The following is a 20,223-nucleotide window of genomic DNA, read 5'->3' on the forward strand; positions in this document are numbered from 1 at the left end:
CCCCGGCGGTCCGGGCGCACCGGCGTCAGCGCACGGCGCCGTAGCGGCCCAGCACGATGGCCGCGAAGTTCCGCAGGGAGTCCGTACCGGGGGCGAGGTAGCCGGTGTGCCCCACGGCCCGCACGGCGGAGACCCGGCGGGCGCCGAAGGCGGGGTCGGTGGGGTCGGTGCCGTGCCCCAGGCCGAACAGTTCGACGTTCGGGACATCGCCGATCCAGTCGGAGGCGTCCCGCGCCGCCCAGACCCGGGCCGAGGTGCGCAGCTGCGCGACGTTGTCCCGGCGGACGCCGGGGGAGCCGAAGAACACCAGGTCGGCGAGGTTGCCGTGGGCCGGCTGCGCGGCGGCCAGCCCGCAGACCACCGAGCCGTAGCTGTGGCACAGCACGGCCGGGGCCGGGGCTCCCACGGCGGCCAGCCCGGTCAGGAACCGGGCCAGCCGCGGCGCTCCGGCATCGGCGAGCCGGCCGGTCATGGCATCCGGGCCGATACCGACCGGCGTGGTGTACCCGGCCCAGGCGATGACCGCGGTACGGGTCCCGGGCGCGTCGGCGGCCAGCCGGGTCCGCAGCGACCCGGCCATGCCCGCCGGTGTGCCGTACGGATCGTGGTCGCGGTCGAAGGAGGTCAGGTCGATGTCCGAGCCCGGCACGATCACGGCGGTGCGCTCGGCGGTGGCCAAGTCGCCGTACACCTCGGCCACTTGCCCTCGGCCGCGCGGGTCGTAGGCGAGGATGTGCCGGCCGGGGGAGAGCAGCGAGGCACAGCGGGCGGCCGCCTGCCTGGCCTGCCGGCGCTCCTGGAGGGTGCCGGCCGGATCGGCGGCGCGGGCCAGCCGGCGGTCCCGTTCCGCCGTCAGCGCACGGGAGTTGGCCGCGTACCGCACGGCGGGCGGCACCCCGTCGAGATTGCCGACGATGAGCGGGTGCCGGGCCACCAGCGCCTGCCGCTGCCGGTCGGTCAGTGAGGCGAAGAAGCGGGTGACGTCGGCGGGTCGTGCGGTCGCCGGGTCCGGCAGCCGGCGGCCGAGGGAGTGGTCGGCGCGCCAGGCGGCGGCGCCGGGCGCCGGGCCCGTGACGGCGCTCTGCGCGGTGCCGGCCGCCCAGCCGCCGGTGCCGGCGGCCACGGTCAGCGCGAGCGCGGCGCCGAGGAGCGTGCGCCGGCCGCGCCGAACGATGCTTCGCAGCCTGGACATGGTGGTGTCTCCCTCTCCCGGTGGTGTGGCGGAGGGAAACCTAGGAAGGGGGCGTGTGGCCCGGCGTCACACCGCGGAGCCAACTGCCGGGTGATACCCCGGTAGGGGGGCGGCGTCCCTCTCCTCCTCAAGGAGGGGCAGCGCGGAAGGGCACGCCCGGGGCCCCTCCCCGGCCGCCGCTGCTCCCGGCCGGCTACTGCTCCCCGGGCGTGACCAGTCCCGACTCATACGCGAAGATCACGGCCTGGGCGCGGTCCCGCAGCGCCAACTTGGCGAGCACCCGGCTGACATGGGTCTTCACGGTCTGCTCGGCGACGATCAGTGCGGCGGCGATCTCCTGGTTCGACAGACCGCGGGCGATCAGTTCCAGGACCTCCGTCTCGCGCGGGGTGAGGCCCTTCAGCCGCAGCGCCGCCCGGCCCTTGCGCGGCGCGGGCCGCCGGCGGGCGAAATCGGCTATCAGCCGCCGGGTCACGGACGGGGCGAGCAGCGCCTCCCCGGCCGCCACGACCCGGACCGCGGAGATCAGATCACCCGGCGGCGCGTCCTTGAGCAGGAAGCCGGACGCCCCCGCCCGCAGCGCCTCGTAGACGTAGTCGTCGACATCGAAGGTGGTCAGCATCAGCACCTTCGGGCGGTGCAGCACACCGGGGGGCGGATCGAGCAGCTGCCGGGCCGCCTCCAGCCCGTCCATCTCGGGCATCCGGACATCCATCAGCACCACATCGGGGTGCGCCCGGCGGCTCAGCTCCACTCCCCGCACCCCGTCCGGCGCGTCGCCCACCACCTCGAGGTCGCTCTGCGCGGCGAGCAGCGCGGCGAAGCCCGCGCGCACCATGGCCTGGTCGTCGACGATGATCACGCGCGTGGTCATACGGAGCCGGATTCCTTCGGTCCAAGGGGAGCCGCCGGGGCGGGCGGCGGCGAAAGGGGGAGCTGCGCGGCCACCCGGAACCCGCCGTCGGGCAGCGGCCCGGTGTCGAGCGAACCGCCCACCAGCCGCACCCGTTCCCGCATGCCGATGAGGCCGTGGCCGGTGCCGTTGGTCTCCAGCGGCGCGGCGGGCGCGGACGGCGCGGGCGGCGGGGAGTTGACGACGAGGACGGTCAGCCCAGAGCCGTCCGCCGTCGTCGTCACCGACACCCGGGTCGGTGCGCCCGGGGCGTGCCGTACGACATTGGCCAGCGCCTCCTGCACGATGCGGTAGGCCGACAGATCCACCGCCGGTTCGAGCGGTATCCGGTCCCCGGGCAGCGACAACTCCACCGGCACACCCGCCCGTACGGTCCCCTCGACCAGCTTCGGCAGCATGCCGATGCCGGGCTGCGGGGTCTTCTCCGGGTCGCCGTGCCGCTCCGCCTCCTCGCTGCGCAGCACCCCGAGCAGCCGGCGCATCTCCGCCAGCGACTCCCGTGCGGTCGCCGCGATCGACCCGAACTCCTCCTCCGCCTCCCGGGGAATCCCGCTGATGCGGTACGGGGCGCTGTCGGCCTGGACCGTGATCACCGACATGTGGTGGGCGACGACATCGTGCAGCTCGCGGGCGATACGGGTGCGCTCCTCCAGCAGCGTCCGACGGGCCCGCTCGGCCTCGCTGATGGTCTCCTGCTCGATCAACTTCCGCCGGGCGTCGCCGCGTTCCCGCAGTGTGGCGCCCATCATCAGCACCACTCCGGTCAGCACGAACAGCAGCACCCAGGTGCTGTTGATCCGGGCCGGGCCGTCCGGGGTGACCGGGGTGACCGGGGTGACCGCCTCGGAGAGGATGCCCGCCAGGCCGGTCGTCAGCCAGACGGCTATCAGGGTGCGACCGCGCTCGCGCAGCGACAGCGCCACCATCAGCGCGAGATAGCCGACGATCGCCGTGGGCGGCCAGGGCCAGGAGCGGTCCGCGACGCCGTCCGCGTGGATGAGCGCCAGGGCGCAGACCACGTCCGCCGTGAAGATCACCCACCAGGCCTGCAGCGGCCGGGTCACCGCGAGCAGCAGCGGCGCGGCCTGCGCGGTGGCCAGCGCGCCGGACAGCCCGCCGTCCAGGCCGTAGTCGTGGCTGAGGACGGTGATGGTCGTCGGCAGCAGGGACACCGCGAACACGAACGCGACCAGATACGGCAGCCGGCGCAGCCAGGCGCTCCGCACGCTGCCGAACAGCGGGGTGCCGGGTTCGGCCGGCGTGCCGAGCTCGACGGCGAGGAGGTGCGGCGCCTGCCGTACGGCGCGCAGCACCCGCCGACGGGCCGGTTCGGGTGCGGGGAGGGAAGAGGGTCGGGTCATCGCACCCCCATCCAAGCGGAGCACCGCGGCCCTGACGTCATACCAGGGGCCGGACTTCCACCCCCTACCACGGTATGAGCCCCCGGATCCCGTCTCCGGGCCGGACCCTGAGCCGCTACAGCTCCGCCAGCAGCTCGGCCTTCTTCGTGCTGAACTCGTCGTCGGTCAGCAGGCCGGCCCCGTGAAGCTCGCCGAGGTGCCGTATCCGGTCCGCGATGTCCGCGGGGTCCCGGCGCGCGTCCCCGGTCCGGCGGCGCGGTTCGCTCTCCGCCGTCTCCGATGCCGGCTCGGCGGCGCGTACGGCCTGCAGTACCGAGGCCGCGAACGGCAGCGACTCGTGAACGGGGCCGTACCCGAGCCCGAACACCACCGCGGCCGGATCCTGGTCCGGCTCGCCGGTCCCCGGCTCACGGGCACCGCGTTCCAGCAGACGCAGGTACCCGTTGAGGATCTCCGGCGAGCGCCACTCCACCCCGGCCAGTTCGCCGACCGGGAAGGTCTGGTCGCCGCACTTCCACTTCGCCGAGCTCGCACCCGTCCAGAACCACCGGAAGGCGACCGAACGGCCGTCGAAGGACGCCTTGCCGTCGTACGCCTTGAAGTGCAGCGGCGGCTCCGGCGCGGCCACCAGGTGGCGGTCGGCGGGTTCCTTCGCATCGGGGCCGAGCACCGTGCGCAGCTCGTCGGCGTAGTACTCGGCCAGCGTCCCGCGCTCGGCCGGCAGCACCAGCCGGTACGGATCGGCGTCCTCCTTGAGCTGTCCGTCCGCCGCCTCCATCAAAGGATCGGCGCCGGTCCGGGGCACGGCATGCAGCACCACCGTGCCGCGTCTGCCGCCGCTCACCTCGACGGAGCTCAGCGCCTCGTACGGAATACGTCGCTCGCCGAGCGCCTGGAACAGCTTCGGCCTGCGGATCCCCCGTTCGAAGCGGATGAGTACGGAGTCCGTGTCGAACTCCCAGACGGCATGAAAACCGGCCAGCACATCACCCATGTGGCTCATCGTATGCGGGCGGTCGCCCGCCCGTCCCCCTTCCGGACACCTCGGGGGCGTCTGCCGAAGCTACGCGCGTCACTCCGGCCACCCGCTGCGTTCCCTGTCTGGTGGACGTCCCCGGCGCGGGGTGCGGTTCCCGCGGGCACGGCCCGTCCCCGGGCGCCGGGCCGTGCCCGCGGGAACCAGTCGTACGGGCCGACGGCCCTCAGGCCAGCCCCGAACTGCAGTGCGGGTCATCGGTGGCGCAGGAGACGGTGCTGGTCGCCCCCACCCCGACCAGGGCGAAGTTGCGCAGACTGCGGGTGCCGGGCGCGAAGTAGCCGGCGTGCCCGACCGCGCCGTCGGCCGACAGGACCCGTGAGCCGAAGGACGGATCGACGGGGTCGGCGCCGTGGCCGAGCCCGCCGACCTCCAGGTTGGGCACGTCCGCGATCCAGTCGTCGGCGTCCCGCATGGCCCAGACGCGGGCGTGGGTGCCCAGCCCGGAGAGGTTGCCGGCCCGCATGCCGGGGCTGCCGGCCACCGCGATGTCCTCGACGTTGGACGGCAGGTCACGGGCCGCGACGCCGCAGACCACGGACCCGTAGCTGTGGCAGAACAGCGAGACGGCGTCGGAGGAGGGCAGCGAGTCCACCAGGGCGCGCAGCCGGACCGCGCCGTCCGCGGCGAGCTTCCCGGTGGCGGCCTCGACGCCCATCCCGGCCGGTGAGGTGTAGTCGGCCCAGGCGATCACGGCGGTACGGGTGCCCGGCCGGGCTTCGCGCTCGGCGCCGTAAAGGGACCGCGCCATGCCGACGGGGGCGGTGTTCGCCCGCGCGGTGCGCTCGAAGGTCGACAGGTTGGTGTCCACGCCGGGCACCACGACCGAGACCCGCTGCGCCGCCGGGAGGTTGCCGAAGACCTCGGCGGCCCGGCCGTCGCCGGCCGGATCGAAGGCCAGGATCTGCCGGGCGGGGTTCATCATCGACTCGAAGCGGTGCATCAGCCGGCCCGCCTCCTGACGGCCGACGGGGGTGAGCCGGCGGTCGCCCATCCGCTGTTTCTCGATGCCGCGGGCATCGTCGATGGCCATCCGGTTGGCGCGGTAACGCAGCGGTACGGGGGCGCCGTTCATATTGCCCACGACCAGCGGGAAGCGGTCGGCGAGCTGCTGCTTCTCGGCACCGGTGAGCTTGCCGAAGAAGCCCCGGAGCGCGGCCGGCGAACCGTCGGGGTCGGGCAGCGGGCGGCCGTGAAAGGTGGCGTGCTGCCAGGCGGCCCTGGCGGTGGCCAGCGGATGGGCGTCTTCCTTGGTACCTCTGACGGCCGTCCAGCCGGTGAGAGCAAGCATCACGAACACCACCGCCAGGGCGAGCGCGGCACGCCAGGCGGAGGACTGCAGGAAGCTGGAGGAGGGGCCGAGGCTGCCCGGGAAAGAAGTCACCGCGTGCCACCCTAGGAGACGCGGAAGGGTGCTTGCTGTGACCGTGAGTGAGATCACGTTCCACGGTGGGTATTTCGACCAAATCGGACACCTGTCATCCGTTTTCGGTGCTCAGTCGTGCAGACGCGATCTCAGGGGGTGCGCGGAATGATCGCGTAAAGGTGGATTCCCGTTACGGGGAGTAGCGCATGGTGTGGGCGCGCTCACTTCGCCCGCCAGTCGCTCTCCATTGCCGGCCCGATGTGGTCCAGATAGGAATGGGTGAGCTCGCGGATGGACGCCACGCTGCAGTCCTGTCCCTCGCCCCACACCTTGCCGGCCACCCGCATCACCCCGCTGAACGCGGCAACCAGTACCCGTGGCCGCGGATCCGCGTCGACGTCCAGCCCCTCGCGCCGGGCGATCAACCGCGCGATCTGCTCCTCCAGTTCGGAGGAGCGCCGCAGATGCGCGGCGACCAGTGCGGGCGTCGACTCGATCATCTGGAACGAGCGCATGTGCAGCTCCACCGGGATCACCGACTCGATGGCGCTGCCGATGTCGTCCCAGGCCACCATCACGGCGGTGCGCAGCGCGGTGAGCGGTGCCTCCGCCGCGGGCCGTGCGTTCAGCTCGTCGAGGAAGCGGGCCTCGACCATCTCCTGGACGGCGAAGGCGACGTCCTCCTTGTTGGCGAAGTAGCGGAAGTACGTCCGCTGGGAGACATCCACCGCCTCCGCGATCTCGTCGATCGTTGTCGCCTCGTACCCCTGCTCCGTGAAGAGTTCGAGTGCCGCGCGGATCAACGCGTCGCGGGTGCGCTGCTTCTTGCGTTCCCGCAGGCCCGTGGGTGCCGTGTGCGGCGTCGGGTCCGCCATCCTGAGCCGCCTTTCCGTGGTGTTCTCGCTGCTCAGGTTACCTGTGAGCGAAATGACAGTTACCGACTCATGATTTGCTTTGTCAACTGTCAGTGGCTGTCATTAGCCTCGTCGTATGAGTTCTCAGACGCCGGTCGCCGTCGCTGCGCCGGACCTTCCCGCACCAGAGCCCTCGAAGGGGCTGCGCGGCCATCCGTGGCTGACCCTCTTCTCCGTCGCGATCGGCGTCATGATGGTCGCCCTGGACGGCACGATCGTCGCCATCGCCAACCCGGCCATCAAGAAAGACCTCGGTGCGTCGCTCGCCGACGTGCAGTGGATCACCAACGGCTACATGCTCGCGCTGGCCGTCTCGCTGATCACGGCCGGCAAGCTCGGCGACCGCTTCGGCCACCGCCAGACCTTCCTCGTCGGCATCCTCGGCTTCGCCGCCGCCTCCGGCGCCATCGGGTTCTCCCACGAGGTCGCGCTGGTCATCACCTTCCGCGTGCTGCAAGGCCTGTTCGGCGCGCTGCTGATGCCCGCCGCGCTGGGGCTGCTGCGCGCCACCTTCCCGGCCGAGAAGCTCAACATGGCGATCGGCATCTGGGGCATGGTCATCGGCGCCTCCACCGCGGGCGGGCCGATAGTCGGCGGACTGCTGGTCGAGCACGTCAACTGGCAGTCCGTGTTCTTCATCAACGTCCCGGTCGGTGTGCTGGCGCTGGTCCTCGGCCTGGTGATCCTCAAGGACCACCGTGCGGTGAACGCCCCGCGCTCGTTCGACATCCCGGGCATCGTGCTGCTCTCCGGAGCGATGTTCTGCCTCATCTGGCCGCTGATCAAGGCGTCGGAATGGGGCTGGGGCGACATGAAGACCTGGGGCTTCCTGATCGCCTCGGTGGTCCTCTTCGCGCTGTTCGCCGTCCTGGAGACCAAGGTCCGCGAACCGCTCATCCCGCTGCGGATGTTCCGCTCCCTGCCGCTGACCGCCGGCACGGTCCTGATGGTGCTGATGGCCTTCGCCTTCATGGGCGGCCTGTTCTTCGTGACGTTCTATCTGCAGAACGTCCACGGCATGACCCCCGTGGACAGCGGACTGCACCTCCTCCCGCTCACGGGCATGATGATCGTCGGCTCGCCGCTCGCCGGCGCCCTGATCACCAAGCTCGGCCCGCGCATCCCGCTGGTCGGCGGCATGGTCCTCACCGCCGTCGCCATGTACGGCATGTCCGGTCTTGACACGGACAGCACCACCGGCCCGATGTCCCTCTGGTTCGCGCTGCTCGGCCTGGGCCTCGCGCCCGTCATGGTGGGCGCCACCGAGGTCATCGTCGGCAACGCCCCGCTGGAGCTCTCCGGCGTCGCCGGCGGCCTCCAGCAGGCCGCGATGCAGGTCGGCGGCAGCCTCGGCACGGCCGTGCTCGGCGCGGTGATGGCCTCCCGTGTCGACAACGAGCTCCCGGGCAACTGGAAGTCGGCCGGCCTCCCGCCGGTCCCGCCCGGGCAGGCGTCCCAGCTGTCCGACGCGGTCTCGGCCGGCATCGCCCCGGTCCCGAAGGGCACCCCGCCGGCGTTCGCCCAGAAGATCGTTTCCGTCGCGCACGACACCTTCGTGTCCGGCATGGGCCTGGCCTTCACCGTCGCCTGTGGCGTGGCGGTCGTCGCCGCCCTCGTCGCCGTCTTCACCAAGCGCGGCGCGAACGCCGAGGCGGGAGCCGGGGTCGGCCACATCTGACCCCGCACCCCGGCGCACGGCGCGCGGCAGGCACGAGGCTCGTCCTCGGCCGGCCGCGCGCCGTTGCGTGCTGCCTGTGCGGTGTCCGCGTGCCGTCGTCAACGGCGGGCGTCAACCGGCCTCCCCGGCCCTCGCCCGGCCCCTCCCGTCATGTGCCGGGCGGGAGTTGGCCCCTGCCGGCGGGCCGAATCCCTCATCCGGATGAGCCGGCCGGGGAACCGGACCGGCCACCGGCCTCCTCCGGGACGTCAGCCGCCTCCCGGACTCCGGCCGGCCAGGGGACGAACGGTTTCCGCACTCCCACCCCGCCGGTCCCTCCCACGTCAACGCCGTGCACCGAAGGCACCGCGCCGGGCCGTTCCGGCTGTCCACATCCCTGATCCGGGTGGCCGTGCCGCCAGGGCCTTGGCAACCGCGCCGCGCCCTCGCGAAGCTCGACACCGCAGCACCCGCCGCGGGCCACCCGCCCACGGCACACACCATCGTCGTACTTCACGGGGGAGAGATTCCTATGCGTCTGCGTCTGCGTACGTCCCACACCACCGCGCTCCTCACCGGCCTCGCCGCGCTCACCGCCGCCCTCGCCGTCCCGCCGGCCCTCGGCATCCCGGTTGCCCACGCGGCCCCCGGCGGCCGTGCCGGTGCCGCCTCGGGCTCCTGCGCGGCAGGACAGCTGTGCCTGTGGCCGAAGGCGGACTTCGGCGGCACCCGGCGGGCCTACGAGCTGTCCGACACCGATATCGAGAGCTGCACCCCGCTGCCCAAGGGAACCAGCGCCGCCGCGCTCGCCAACCGGACCGGCCGGCCGGTGACCACCTACCAGAGCGAGGAATGCGCGGAGACCGCCGAGTTCGACACCTACCCGGGCGGTGGCAGCTGGGTGCCCCGGTCCCCGTATCAGGTAAGGGCGTTCAAGGTATGGGAACGCTGACCATTGCCACGCCGCCGCACCCGCCCTGCGCACCGGTACCCCGCGTCCGCACCACAGCGCCCCCCGGCCGGCGAGGAACGCTGGTCGGGGGGCGCGGTGGGAGCGGTGCGGCGGTCCGCCGCAGAGAGGTCAGGCGTCGCCGCCGGCCTCCCCGGCCTCGGCGGCCGTGACGTCCAGGAGCTGGTAGCGGTCGATCGCCTGCTTCAGCAGCGACCGGTCGACCTTGCCCTCCTTGGCGAGCTCGGTGAGCACGCCGAGGACGATGGACTGCGCGTCGATGTGGAAGAAGCGACGGGCCGCGCCACGGGTGTCCGCGAAGCCGAAGCCGTCGGCGCCCAGCGACTGGTACGTGCCGGGAACCCAGCGCGCGATCTGGTCGGGGACCGCCCGCATCCAGTCCGAGACCGCGATCGTCGGGCCCTCGGCACCCTGGAGCTTCTGCGTCACGTACGGGACGCGCTGCTCCTCCTCCGGGTGCAGGAGGTTGTGCTCCTCGATCTCCACCGCGTCGCGGCGCAGCTCGTTCCAGGAGGTCGCCGACCAGACATCGGCCTTGACGTTCCACTCGTCCGCGAGGATCTGCTGGGCCTCGACGGCCCACGGCACCGCGACACCCGAGGCGAGGATCCGGGCCGCGTGCTCGCCCTTCTCGCCCGCCTTGATGCGGTGCAGACCCTTGAGGATGCCCTCGACGTCGACGTCGGACGGCTCCGCCGGGTGCTGGATCGGCTCGTTGTAGACGGTCAGGTAGTAGAAGATGTCCTCGGCGTTCTCGCCGTACATCCGCCGCAGACCGTCCTTGACGATGTGCGCGATCTCGTAGCCGTAGGCCGGGTCGTAGGAGACACAGGCCGGGTTGGTCGAGGCCAGCAGCTGGGAGTGGCCGTCGGCGTGCTGCAGACCCTCACCGGTCAGCGTCGTGCGGCCCGCGGTCGCGCCGAGCACGAAGCCGCGCGCGAGCTGGTCGGCCATCTGCCAGAACTGGTCGCCGGTGCGCTGGAACCCGAACATCGAGTAGAAGACATAGACCGGGATCAGCGGCTCGCCGTGGGTGGCATAGGCGGAGCCCGCCGCGATCAGGGAAGCGGTGCAGCCCGCCTCGGTGATGCCGTCGTGCAGCATCTGGCCGGTCGGCGACTCCTTGTACGCGAGGAGCAGTTCGCGGTCGACCGACTCGTACTGCTGGCCAAGCGGGTTGTAGATCTTGGCCGACGGGAAGAACGCGTCCATGCCGAAGGTGCGGTACTCGTCGGGCGCGATCGGCACGAAGCGCTTGCCGATCTCCTTGTCCCGCATGAGGTCCTTCAGGACACGCACGAACGCCATGGTCGTGGCGATCTTCTGCTGTCCCGAGCCCTTCTTGGCGCCCGCGTAGGCCTTGTCGTCCGGCAGCTTCAGCGGCTCCGCGCGCACGACACGGGTGGGTACATAGCCCCCCAGGCCCTTGCGGCGGTCGTGCATGTACTGGATCTCTTCGGAGTTCCGGCCCGGGTGGTAGTACGGCGGCAGGCCGTCCTCCAGGTCCTTGTCCGGGATCGGCAGGTGCAGCCGGTCGCGGAAGCCCTTGAGGTCGTCGACCGTCAGCTTCTTCATCTGGTGGGTCGCGTTGCGGCCCTCGAAGTTCGGGCCGAGCGTCCAGCCCTTGACGGTCTGCGCGAGGATCACCGTCGGCTGGCCCTTGTGGGCCTTGGCCGCCGCATACGCCGCGTAGATCTTCTTGTGGTCGTGACCGCCGCGGCCCAGGTGCAGGATCTGGTCGTCGGTCATGTTCTCGACCATCGCGCGCAGCCGCTGGTCGTCGCCGAAGAAGTGCTCGCGGATGTACGCACCGGTCTCGGTGGCGTACGTCTGGAACTGACCGTCGGGCGTGCTGTTGAGCTTGTTGACCAGGATGCCGTCGCGGTCCTGCGCGAGCAGCGGGTCCCAGCTGCGGTCCCACACCAGCTTGATGACGTTCCAGCCGGCGCCGCGGAACTGCGACTCCAGCTCCTGCATGATCTTGCCGTTGCCGCGGACCGGGCCGTCGAGGCGCTGCAGGTTGCAGTTGACGACGAAGGTCAGGTTGTCCAGGCCCTCACGGGCGGCGATGGACAGCTGGCCGAGCGACTCGGGCTCGTCCATCTCGCCGTCGCCGAGGTAGGCCCAGACGTGCGACTTGGAGGTGTCGGCGATGCCGCGCGCCTCCATGTAGCGGTTCATCCGTGCCTGGTAGATCGCGCCGAGCGGGCCGAGGCCCATCGAGACGGTCGGGAACTCCCAGAAGTCCGGCATCAGCCGCGGGTGCGGGTAGCTGGACAGGCCGTTGGGGGCCTTGGACTTCTCCTGCCGGAAGGCGTCGAGCTGGGCCTCGGACAGCCGGTCCAGGAGGAAGGCGCGGGCGTAGACACCGGGCGAGGCGTGGCCCTGGAAGAAGATCTGGTCGCCGCCGTCGCCCTCGTCCTTGCCCCGGAAGAAGTGGTTGAAGCCCACGTCGTAGAGGGAGGCGGAGGAGGCGAAGGTGGCGATGTGCCCGCCGACGCCGATGCCCGGGCGCTGGGCACGCGAGACCATGACCGCGGCGTTCCACCGGGTCGCGTTCAGGACCTTGCGCTCGATCTCCTCGTTGCCCGGGAAGAACGGCTCGTCCTTGGTCGCGATGGTGTTCACGTAGTCCGAGCTGCGCATCTCGGGCACGGCCACCCGCTTCTCGCGCGCGCGCTCGATCAGGCGGAGCATGAGGTAGCGGGCACGTTCCCGGCCCCGCTCGTCGACGGCCGCGTCGAGCGAGTCGAGCCATTCCTGGGTCTCTTCGGGATCGAAGTCCGGGACCTGGCTGGGAAGGCCGCCAATGATGATCGGGTTTCGATCGGATCCGGAAGCCACGCTGTTCCTTCGTGTTCGGTTCGTTTCGTGCTCTGCAAGTGATTGCTGCGGTGCACGGGACGAATGCTGTCGCTGCCTTGGTGTCGCGCCGTCTTCCATCGTGTACCGAGCCACTGGGATACGTCACCTCTACCGATGGGTAACCCATCCGTAGAGAGATGGCGCTGAAAAGGCCGATTTCTCGGGTCGGCCAAATCGCAACCATACGCCCATGTCGAAAGTGCTTCGCGTACGGACGTGCGGGCCCCGGAACCGGGCCCGTGATCGGCCGCCGCCCCCCGAAGGGACCAGTCCCGCGCAAGTACCCGATAAACTTCACAGAAAGCTGTGGCGTGAATCACTACAGCCTGGCCCGCGGGGGTCGTGCTTGCGGCGAGACGCCTCGAAACGTCACCGTTTCGGCGGTCTGGACCGCCGGGTACTTGCGCGATCCGCCCGGCCCGTGTGGACTACGCCCAATGCTCCGCGCACGCGCGGGGTCCCCGAGCATTTCCGAAACATGACAGGAGGCAATCCGTGAGCGCGACCGCGGACCACGCGGAGGAGCGGACCAACCCTGCCGCCAGGCTGGGGTTCGAGCCCGGACAGGTGGTCCAGGAGATCGGCTACGACGACGACGTCGATCAGGATCTCCGCGAAGGCATTGAGACCGTGATCGGCCAGGATCTCGTCGACGAGGACTACGACGACGTGTGTGACGTCGTGCTGCTGTGGTTCCGCGACGAGGACGGCGACCTCACGGACGCGCTGGTGGACGCCATCGGGCTGATCGACGAGGGCGGGCAGATCTGGCTGCTGACCCCGAAGACCGGCCGTGACGGCTACGTCGAGCCCAGCGACATCAATGAGGCCGCGCAGACCGCGGGTCTGTCCCAGACCAAGAGCATCAACGCGGGCAAGGACTGGGCAGGCAGCCGACTGGTCACGCCCAAGGCCGGCAAGCGCTGAGCCGCACGGTCTCACCATCCGCCACCGAGCCCCCTCCGCCTGTTCCGGAGGGGGCTCGGCCCTGTTCAGGACGGGTTCCCCGGACGTGCGCCGCGGCGCGTAGGGTTGGCCGCGTCCTGTTGAGCGTGAGCGGAAGGGAACCACCCCATGGCGATCGAGGTCGGCACGAAGGCTCCGGATTTCGAGCTGAAGAACCAGCACGGCGAGCTGGTCAAGCTCTCCGACTTCCGCGGCGAGAAGGCCGTCGTCCTCCTCTTCTACCCCTTCGCCTTCACCGGCGTCTGCACCGGCGAGCTCTGTGCGCTCCGTGACGAGCTGCCGAAGTTCGTCAACGACGACGTCCAGCTGCTGGCGGTCTCCAACGACTCCCCGTTCTCGCTGCGCGTCTTCGCCGAGCAGGAGGGGCTGGAGTACCCGCTGTTGTCGGACTTCTGGCCGCACGGCGAGGCCTCGCGGGCGTACGGCGTCTTCGACGAGGAGAAGGGCTGCGCGGTGCGCGGCACCTTCATCATCGACAAGGAGGGCGTGGTGCGCTGGACGGTCGTCAACGGCCTGCCCGACGCCCGTGACCTGAACGAGTACGTCAAGGCGCTCGACACCCTCTGAGGCGGCGCACTCTCCCCGGCGCCCCCCTCGTGCCTCCTGCGCCCACCGGACCGAATCCGCACTGATCCAGGTGCGATATCTGCAATCGGTGGGAACCGGTCACTAGGATCAATTCGTTGATCCGATGCCATGCACGATGGGGGCGCAATCTTTACGTACCCCTCGAATCTATGGGAGGACTCGTGGGAGTCAGCCTCAGCAAGGGCGGCAACGTCTCGCTGACGAAGGAAGCCCCCAATCTGACCGCCGTCGTCGTCGGTCTGGGCTGGGACGCGCGTACGACCACCGGTACGGACTTCGACCTGGACGCCAGCGCCCTGCTGACGAACGACCAGGGCAAGGTGGCCAACGACCAGAACTTCGTGTTCTTCAACAACCTGAAGAGCCCGGACGGTTCGGTCGAGCACACCGGTGACAACATCACCGGTGAGGGCGAGGGCGACGACGAGCAGATCAAGGTGAATCTGGCTGCGGTGCCGGCCGATGTCTCCAAGATCGTCTTCCCGGTGTCGATCTACGACGCCGAGACCCGCCAGCAGAGCTTCGGCCAGGTCCGCAACGCCTTCATCCGCGTGGTCAACCAGGCCGACAACAACGAGCTGGCGCGCTACGACCTGAGCGAGGACGCCTCGACCGAGACCGCCATGGTCTTCGGCGAGCTGTACCGCAACGGCGCCGAGTGGAAGTTCCGGGCCATCGGCCAGGGCTACGCCTCGGGTCTGCGCGGCATCGCGCAGGATTTCGGCGTCAACGTCTGACCGACCGGAGCCGACGGGACCCGTGGGGATCCGACGGGATCCGTCATCCGACCGTCGACGTCCAAACCGGGCAGCACCACCACAGGGGCTGCCGGGCCAGGAGTGACCGCGACCGGCGCCGTACGCCCCGCCCGGGGAGTGCGGCGCCGGACGTGCAAGGGACACGGGCCGCGCCGCACACGGCCCGCACGGACACAGGGGAGGAAGCGCACGATGAGCGTCACGCTCGCCAAGGGGGGAAATGTCTCCCTTTCCAAGGCCGCTCCGAATCTCACGCAGATCATGGTCGGCCTCGGCTGGGACGCACGGTCCACGACCGGGGCACCCTTCGACCTCGACGCCAGCGCGCTGCTGTGCCGGTCGGGCCGGGTGCTGGGGGACGAGTACTTCGTCTTTTACAACAACCTCAAGAGCCCCGAGGGCTCCGTCGAGCACACCGGGGACAATCTCACCGGCGAGGGAGAGGGCGACGACGAGTCGGTCCTCGTGGATCTCTCGCTGGTGCCCGAACAGGTCGACAAGATCGTTTTTCCGGTCTCGATCCATGAGGCCGAGGCGCGCGGCCAGAGCTTCGGCCAGGTCAGCAATGCCTTTATCCGGATCGTCAATCAGGCCGACGGCAGCGAACTCGCCCGTTACGACCTCAGCGAGGACGCCTCCGCCGAAACCGCGATGATCTTCGGCGAGGTGTACCGCCACAACGAGGAATGGAAGTTCCGGGCGGTGGGACAGGGGTACGCGTCGGGTCTGCGGGGCATCGCTCTAGACTTCGGGGTCAACGTTTCGTAAAGCGCCGCGCGCTGCGCGCGGGGGACCCCATACAGCGAGGGATTGGGTAGGCAGTGCTCCTGAAAACCTTTGGCTGGTCGTTCGCCATCACGGTGATAGGCCTCGCCTTGGCGGGCGTGCTCTGGGGGTGGCAGGGGCTCGCGATCGTCGGGATCCTGTCCGTCCTGGAGATCTCGCTCTCGTTCGACAATGCCGTGATCAACGCAGGCATCCTGCGCAAGATGAACGCCTTCTGGCAGAAGATCTTCCTTACCGTCGGCATCCTCATCGCGGTGTTCGGCATGCGGCTGGTGTTCCCGGTCGTCATTGTCGCGATCACCGCGAAGCTGGGACCGATCGAGGCGGTCAACCTCGCCATCAATGACAAGGCGCAATACCAGGAACTGGTCACCAGCGCGCACCCGGCCATCGCGGCCTTCGGCGGAATCTTCCTGCTGATGATCTTCCTCGACTTCATATTCGAGGAGCGCGACTACAAGTGGCTTTCCTGGATCGAGAAGCCCATGGCCAAGATGGGCAAGCTCGACATGCTGTCGGTCATCATCGCGCTGGTCGTCCTGCTGGTGAGCGCGATGACGGTGGCCACCGACGCCGCGCACGGCGCCGGTGACAAGAGCGCCACGGTCCTGCTGTCCGGCGTCGCGGGCATGATCACCTATCTCGTCGTCGGCGGCATCTCCGGCTACTTCGAGGACAAGCTCGAAGAGGACGACGAGGACGACGAGGACGACGAGGGGGCCGCGGCGGCTCCCGCGAAGAAGGGCACCGGCGCGGCCGTGGGCCTGGGCGGCAAGGCCGCGTTCTTCATGTTCCTCTACCTCGAGGTGATCGACGCGTCCTTCTCCTTCGACGGCGTCATCAGCTCCTTCGCCATCACCAACGACATCTTCATGATGGCGCTGGGCCTGGGCATCGGCGCGATGTACATCCGCTCGCTGACCGTCTTCCTGGTCCGCAAGGGGACCCTGGACGACTACGTCTACCTGGAGCACGGCGCCCACTACGCGATCGGCGCGCTGGCCGTCATCCTGCTCGCCACGATCAAGTACGAGATCCCCGAGGTCGTCACCGGCCTGGTGGGCGTCGCGCTGATCGGTCTCTCCTTCGCCTCGTCCTTGGTCCGGAACCGACGTGAGGGCAAGCCGGGAGATTCCTCCGGGGCACCGTCGGAAGTCGCGCACCGCGTGTGACGCGACGCTGATTGAGGAACGCTCTCTGCGGGGCGGCTGCGAGGTGCGGACCTCGGGCCGCCCCGCAGTGATGTGGGGCCGAGCTATGGGGTGGGCAGAGTGTCGTTCCTGGGGAATCTGTGGCGCGGTGGCGCCGCGAAGTTCGACTTCGACAGCGGCGGAGCGTCGTACGTCGTCGAGCTGACGAAACGCAATCCGGCCGTCTCCCTGACCAAGCAGGGGGCGGCCACCGGACATCTGCGGGTCAATCTGCACTGGCAGATGCGGCCCTCGGACCTGCACGAGCGGAGCGGGCAGGGCAGGGGCGGCCTGCTGCGGCATCCGGGCAAACTGTTCAAGCCCGAGATAGTGCAGGCGCAGGGGCCGGCCGTGGTGAATGTCGACCTGGACCTGGCCTGTCTGTACGAGCTCACGGACGGCACCCGGGGCGTGGTGCAGCCACTGGGAAACTTCCTGGGCGATCTCAACGGGGCGCCCTTCGTCAAGCTCAGCGGTGACGACCGCTTCGGTTCGGGATCCGGCGAGACGCTGTACATCAACCTGGACCACCGCGACGAGATCAAGCGCATGCTGATCTTCGTCTACATCTACGACGGCACACCGGCCTTCGACCGTACGCATGCGGTGGTGACGCTCTATCCGAGCAGCGGACCGCGGCTGGAGGTCAAGCTGGACGAGCGGGCGCCACAGGCGCGCTCCTGCGCCGTCTTCATGCTGGAGAACGTCAAGGGCGAGCTGACGGTGCGCCGCGAGGTGAAGTACGTCTACGGCTTCCAGGCGGAGCTCGACCGGCTGTACGGCTGGGGGCTGCAGTGGGGGCGGGGCTACAAGACGAACGCCTGAGCCGGGCACGCCGCGGCCCGCCGCCGGTGCGGCCCGCCGCCGGTGCGGCGCGCCGCTGGTTCCGGCTCCGGCCCCCGCGGCCGCCGGTCCGCGCCGCGTCCCCACGGCTATTCGTCCGTGCCGCGTCCCCGCGGCCTCACGTCCGTCCGTGCCCCCGGCTACCCGTCCGTGCCGTGCCCCCGCCGCCGGGGGCCTCCGCCCGGCCTCCCTAACGGCGCTGGAACTGCGGGCCCTGGGGCGGCAGGACGAAGGACGGGTCCGGCACGAAGGGCTGCTGTACCGGGTAGCCGTACGTCGAGGCCGGCGGATGCTGCGTCGGGTGCGGAGCGCCGTACGGGGACGGCGGCTGCTGCGGCTGGTACTGGGGCGGCGGTCCCGGGTAGCCGTAGGCGGGCTGGGCCGGGGGCTGCGCCGGCGGTGGCGGAACGTTCTGCGGATAGCCGTAGCCGCCGCCCGTGGGGGACGTTCCCGGCGGCTGGGGCGCCACGGTGGGTGGTGGGGGCAGCGGTGCGGACGAAAGGGGCTCCGGCATGGCGTCCGGCACATGCTGGGTGACCGCCTCCGGGTCCGATGCCGAAGCTGCCTGGGGGTCCGCCGCGGACGGGGGGCCGGAGGCCTCCTCGGGCCAGGTGCTGGGCGGCGGGGTCGCGGCGGAGGCGGCGGGGCCGGTCACCGCCGGGCCGGGGGCGGCCGTGGCGGCAACGGTCGGGTCGCCGGACGGGTCGGGGGCGGCAACGGTCGGGTCGCCGGACGGGCCGGACTCACTCCCGGGGGCCGGGGCGGTGGTCGCCGCCGGCTCCGGGCCGGGAGGTGCCGACACCGGGGCTTTTGAAGCCGGCGGAGCGTCGGCGGCGGCTTCGTTCTCCTCCACCGAGATCCCGAACTCCGTCGCCAGGCCGACCAGCCCGCTCTCGTACCCCTGCCCCAGGGCGCGGAATTTCCAGCTGTCGGCCCGCCGGTACAACTCCCCGCAGATCAGGGCCGTTTCCTCGCCCGTCTCGGGCACCACATCGAAGACCGCGATCGGCTCGCCGTCGCTCTGCGCCGCGTCGTACAGCACGACCCGCAGGTCCGTGACGCCCGCGAACGCGCCACCGTCCGACGACGCGGCCAGCACGACCCGGTCCACCGACGCGTCCAGCGCCGACAGATCCGCCTCGATGGTGTCGGTCAGGCTCTCCGCGAGCCGGGTCTTGGGCAGGTGCCGCACCAGACCGCTGGGGTGCCGTGGCTGGTTGTAGAAGACGAAGTCCTCGTCGGAGTTCACACGCCCCTCGGGTCCCACCAGCAGGGCCGAGGCATCGACATCGGGGACACCGGCGCCGGGGGTCCAGCGCAGGACGGCCCGGACCGCCGTGGCATCGAGGGGTACGTTCGACCCTTTCAGCATCGCGTGCGTCATGCCGCAATCCTGCCTTCCCGGAGGTCGCAGCGACAACGCGGGGGGCCGCGAGCCGTTCCCGGGGCGCGGCAGCGGATACCCGGGCGCCTCGTGGGGGTTAGGTGATTTTCCTGCACGCGGGAACTAACCGTGCCCCCACACACGTACGATTACCGGCTGGATCCAGACAGCGAGACGCAGCGGGGATGCCGGATCCCGCAGGGAGACGGGGAGTTGTATGCGTCATTTTGGGTACCTTCCGCCCGACATCCGGAAGGCACTGTTCCACCAGGAGCCGGTGGAGTTCACCGCCGGCTCTCCGGCCCGCACGCTCGCGGTCGCCCTGGGGGCGACGCTCTACAGCCCCGCCACCCGTCCGCGACTCGCCGCCGATGTCCTCAAGCAGGCCGCGTGTGGCGTGACCTCCATGGTCCTGTGCCTCGAGGACTCCATAGGCGACGGGGACGTCGAGGCCGGGGAGGAGAACCTGGTGCGGCAGCTCGGCCTTCTCGACGAGGCGGCCACCGCGGGCGCCGATCTCCCCCTGCTGTTCATCCGCGTCCGCGCCCCCGGCCAAATACCGGATCTGGTCCGCCGGATGGGCCCTGCCGTGCACAGGCTGTCCGGATTCGTACTTCCGAAGTTCACCGAGGAGCGTGGCATCCCGTTCCTGGAGGCGCTGAACGAGGCCGAGGGCGACCGCGCCCGGCGGCTGTTCGTGATGCCGGTACTGGAGTCGCCGGAGCTGCTGCATCTGGAGAGCCGCGCCGACACCCTTGCGGGCATCGCCCGGACCGTGGACAAATACCGGGACCGGGTGCTTGCCCTGCGGCTCGGCGTCACGGACTTCTGCTCCGCCTACGGCCTGCGCAGAGCCCCCGACATGACGGCCTACGACGTCCAGATCGTCGCCTCCGTGATCGCCGACGTGGTGAATGTGCTGGGGCGGGCGGACGGCACGGGCTTCACGGTCACCGGCCCGGTGTGGGAGTACTTCCGGCTGCAGGAGCGGATGTTCAAGCCGCAGCTGCGCCGCAGCCCGTTCCTCGGACGCGCCGAGGAGCTGCGCACGGCCCTGATCGAGCACGACATGGACGGCCTGCTGCGGGAGATCGAACTCGACCGCGCGAACGGTCTGCAGGGCAAGACCTGCATCCACCCCTCGCATGTCGCGCCGGTGCACGCCCTCTCGGTCGTCAGCCACGAGGAGTTCAGCGACGCGGTCGACATCCTGCGGCCCGAGCAGGGCGACGGCGGGGTGCTGCGCTCCTCGTACACGAACAAGATGAACGAGGTGAAGCCGCATCGCGCCTGGGCCGAGCGGACCCTGCTGCGCGCCGAGGCGTTCGGGGTGGCCCGGGAAGGCATCGGCTTCGTGGAGCTGCTGACGGCGAGCCTGCCGCAGACGTGAGCGAGCGGGCGTGGGCCGGCGTGAACGGAACTGAGCAGACATGA

17 protein-coding genes are annotated in these 20,223 nt (G+C 70.5%); 9 read left to right on the forward strand and 8 right to left on the reverse strand.

Annotated elements, in window-relative coordinates:
- Window positions 1–25: 25 nt before the first annotated feature.
- The 6 genes from ABZ851_RS07060 to ABZ851_RS07085 form a co-directional block, all read right to left on the reverse strand.
- A complete protein-coding gene (locus tag ABZ851_RS07060) occupies window positions 26–1,192 on the reverse strand; it encodes an alpha/beta hydrolase (protein WP_361123214.1) in 1,167 nt (388 codons plus the stop codon).
- Between the two features lie 193 nt (window positions 1,193–1,385).
- Window positions 1,386–2,066, reverse strand: coding sequence for a response regulator transcription factor (locus ABZ851_RS07065; RefSeq protein WP_361123217.1), 681 nt, complete (start codon window positions 2,064–2,066; stop codon window positions 1,386–1,388).
- Window positions 2,063–3,466: a sensor histidine kinase gene (locus ABZ851_RS07070; protein ID WP_361123220.1), complete on the reverse strand. Its 1,404-nt coding sequence runs from the start codon at window positions 3,464–3,466 to the stop codon at window positions 2,063–2,065. Before ABZ851_RS07070 ends, ABZ851_RS07065 begins: the two co-directional genes overlap by 4 nt.
- A 115-nt stretch (window positions 3,467–3,581) precedes the next feature.
- Window positions 3,582–4,460 (reverse strand): DUF4429 domain-containing protein, encoded by an 879-nt coding sequence (locus tag ABZ851_RS07075; RefSeq protein ID WP_361123223.1) that lies wholly within the window; start codon window positions 4,458–4,460, stop codon window positions 3,582–3,584.
- A 208-nt stretch (window positions 4,461–4,668) separates the two neighbouring features.
- Window positions 4,669–5,886 carry an alpha/beta hydrolase gene (locus ABZ851_RS07080; RefSeq protein WP_336052730.1) on the reverse strand — a complete coding sequence of 406 codons (1,218 nt, stop codon included), beginning with the start codon at window positions 5,884–5,886 and terminating at the stop codon, window positions 4,669–4,671.
- Between the two features lie 203 nt (window positions 5,887–6,089).
- Window positions 6,090–6,743: a TetR/AcrR family transcriptional regulator gene (locus ABZ851_RS07085; RefSeq protein WP_361123226.1), complete on the reverse strand. Its 654-nt coding sequence runs from the start codon at window positions 6,741–6,743 to the stop codon at window positions 6,090–6,092.
- A gap of 115 nt (window positions 6,744–6,858) precedes the next feature.
- On the opposite strand from ABZ851_RS07085, the gene ABZ851_RS07090 reads away from it, so the two are divergent.
- Window positions 6,859–8,460, forward strand: a complete 1,602-nt coding sequence (locus tag ABZ851_RS07090; protein ID WP_361123229.1) for an MFS transporter — start codon at window positions 6,859–6,861, stop codon at window positions 8,458–8,460.
- Window positions 8,461–8,971: 511 nt separating this feature from the next.
- Window positions 8,972–9,391 (forward strand): peptidase inhibitor family I36 protein, encoded by a 420-nt coding sequence (locus tag ABZ851_RS07095; RefSeq protein WP_361123232.1) that lies wholly within the window; start codon window positions 8,972–8,974, stop codon window positions 9,389–9,391.
- Between the two features lie 129 nt (window positions 9,392–9,520).
- Here the strand turns inward: ABZ851_RS07095 and aceE are convergent, their stop codons facing one another.
- A complete protein-coding gene (gene aceE, locus ABZ851_RS07100) occupies window positions 9,521–12,253 on the reverse strand; it encodes a pyruvate dehydrogenase (acetyl-transferring), homodimeric type (protein WP_311626145.1) in 2,733 nt (910 codons plus the stop codon).
- A 516-nt stretch (window positions 12,254–12,769) separates the two neighbouring features.
- Here aceE and ABZ851_RS07105 point away from each other — a divergent pair.
- The 6 genes from ABZ851_RS07105 to ABZ851_RS07130 all read left to right on the forward strand — a co-directional run bounded on the left by ABZ851_RS07105 (window position 12,770) and on the right by ABZ851_RS07130 (window position 17,387).
- Window positions 12,770–13,201, forward strand: coding sequence for a DUF3052 domain-containing protein (locus ABZ851_RS07105; protein WP_030081424.1), 432 nt, complete (start codon window positions 12,770–12,772; stop codon window positions 13,199–13,201).
- Window positions 13,202–13,348: 147 nt separating this feature from the next.
- Window positions 13,349–13,807 carry a peroxiredoxin gene (locus tag ABZ851_RS07110; protein WP_033268712.1) on the forward strand — a complete coding sequence of 153 codons (459 nt, stop codon included), beginning with the start codon at window positions 13,349–13,351 and terminating at the stop codon, window positions 13,805–13,807.
- A gap of 182 nt (window positions 13,808–13,989) precedes the next feature.
- On the forward strand, window positions 13,990–14,565 hold the full coding sequence (locus tag ABZ851_RS07115) for a TerD family protein (protein ID WP_086721103.1): 576 nt from the start codon (window positions 13,990–13,992) through the stop codon (window positions 14,563–14,565).
- A gap of 213 nt (window positions 14,566–14,778) precedes the next feature.
- Window positions 14,779–15,354, forward strand: a complete 576-nt coding sequence (locus tag ABZ851_RS07120) for a TerD family protein (protein ID WP_336052720.1) — start codon at window positions 14,779–14,781, stop codon at window positions 15,352–15,354.
- A gap of 53 nt (window positions 15,355–15,407) precedes the next feature.
- A complete protein-coding gene (locus ABZ851_RS07125; RefSeq protein ID WP_361123238.1) occupies window positions 15,408–16,544 on the forward strand; it encodes a DUF475 domain-containing protein in 1,137 nt (378 codons plus the stop codon).
- Between the two features lie 99 nt (window positions 16,545–16,643).
- On the forward strand, window positions 16,644–17,387 hold the full coding sequence (locus ABZ851_RS07130; protein ID WP_311626142.1) for a Tellurium resistance: 744 nt from the start codon (window positions 16,644–16,646) through the stop codon (window positions 17,385–17,387).
- A 208-nt stretch (window positions 17,388–17,595) separates the two neighbouring features.
- On the opposite strand, the gene ABZ851_RS07135 is transcribed toward ABZ851_RS07130, so the two are convergent.
- Window positions 17,596–18,789: a TerD family protein gene (locus ABZ851_RS07135; RefSeq protein ID WP_361123241.1), complete on the reverse strand. Its 1,194-nt coding sequence runs from the start codon at window positions 18,787–18,789 to the stop codon at window positions 17,596–17,598.
- 217 nt (window positions 18,790–19,006) lie between these two features.
- On the opposite strand from ABZ851_RS07135, the gene ABZ851_RS07140 reads away from it, so the two are divergent.
- Window positions 19,007–20,179 (forward strand): HpcH/HpaI aldolase/citrate lyase family protein, encoded by a 1,173-nt coding sequence (locus ABZ851_RS07140; RefSeq protein WP_361123244.1) that lies wholly within the window; start codon window positions 19,007–19,009, stop codon window positions 20,177–20,179.
- The last annotated feature ends 44 nt before the right edge of the window (window positions 20,180–20,223 follow it).

This window comes from Streptomyces sp. NPDC047049, from assembly GCF_040643995.1.
Taxonomy (GTDB): Bacteria; Actinomycetota; Actinomycetes; order Streptomycetales; family Streptomycetaceae; genus Streptomyces; species Streptomyces mooreae.

What these genes read in the sequence shown, in the direction of transcription:
- ABZ851_RS07060 (WP_361123214.1), bottom strand. Translation starts at nt 1,192, where the DNA reads ATGTCCAGGCTGCGAAGCATCGTTCGGCGCGGCCGGCGCACGCTCCTC.
- ABZ851_RS07065 (WP_361123217.1), bottom strand. Translation starts at nt 2,066, where the DNA reads ATGACCACGCGCGTGATCATCGTCGACGACCAGGCCATGGTGCGCGCG.
- ABZ851_RS07070 (WP_361123220.1), bottom strand. Translation starts at nt 3,466, where the DNA reads ATGACCCGACCCTCTTCCCTCCCCGCACCCGAACCGGCCCGTCGGCGG.
- ABZ851_RS07075 (WP_361123223.1), bottom strand. Translation starts at nt 4,460, where the DNA reads ATGGGTGATGTGCTGGCCGGTTTTCATGCCGTCTGGGAGTTCGACACG.
- ABZ851_RS07085 (WP_361123226.1), bottom strand. Translation starts at nt 6,743, where the DNA reads ATGGCGGACCCGACGCCGCACACGGCACCCACGGGCCTGCGGGAACGC.
- ABZ851_RS07090 (WP_361123229.1), top strand. Translation starts at nt 6,859, where the DNA reads ATGAGTTCTCAGACGCCGGTCGCCGTCGCTGCGCCGGACCTTCCCGCA.
- ABZ851_RS07095 (WP_361123232.1), top strand. Translation starts at nt 8,972, where the DNA reads ATGCGTCTGCGTCTGCGTACGTCCCACACCACCGCGCTCCTCACCGGC.
- ABZ851_RS07110 (WP_033268712.1), top strand. Translation starts at nt 13,349, where the DNA reads ATGGCGATCGAGGTCGGCACGAAGGCTCCGGATTTCGAGCTGAAGAAC.
- ABZ851_RS07120 (WP_336052720.1), top strand. Translation starts at nt 14,779, where the DNA reads ATGAGCGTCACGCTCGCCAAGGGGGGAAATGTCTCCCTTTCCAAGGCC.
- ABZ851_RS07135 (WP_361123241.1), bottom strand. Translation starts at nt 18,789, where the DNA reads ATGACGCACGCGATGCTGAAAGGGTCGAACGTACCCCTCGATGCCACG.
- ABZ851_RS07140 (WP_361123244.1), top strand. Translation starts at nt 19,007, where the DNA reads ATGCGTCATTTTGGGTACCTTCCGCCCGACATCCGGAAGGCACTGTTC.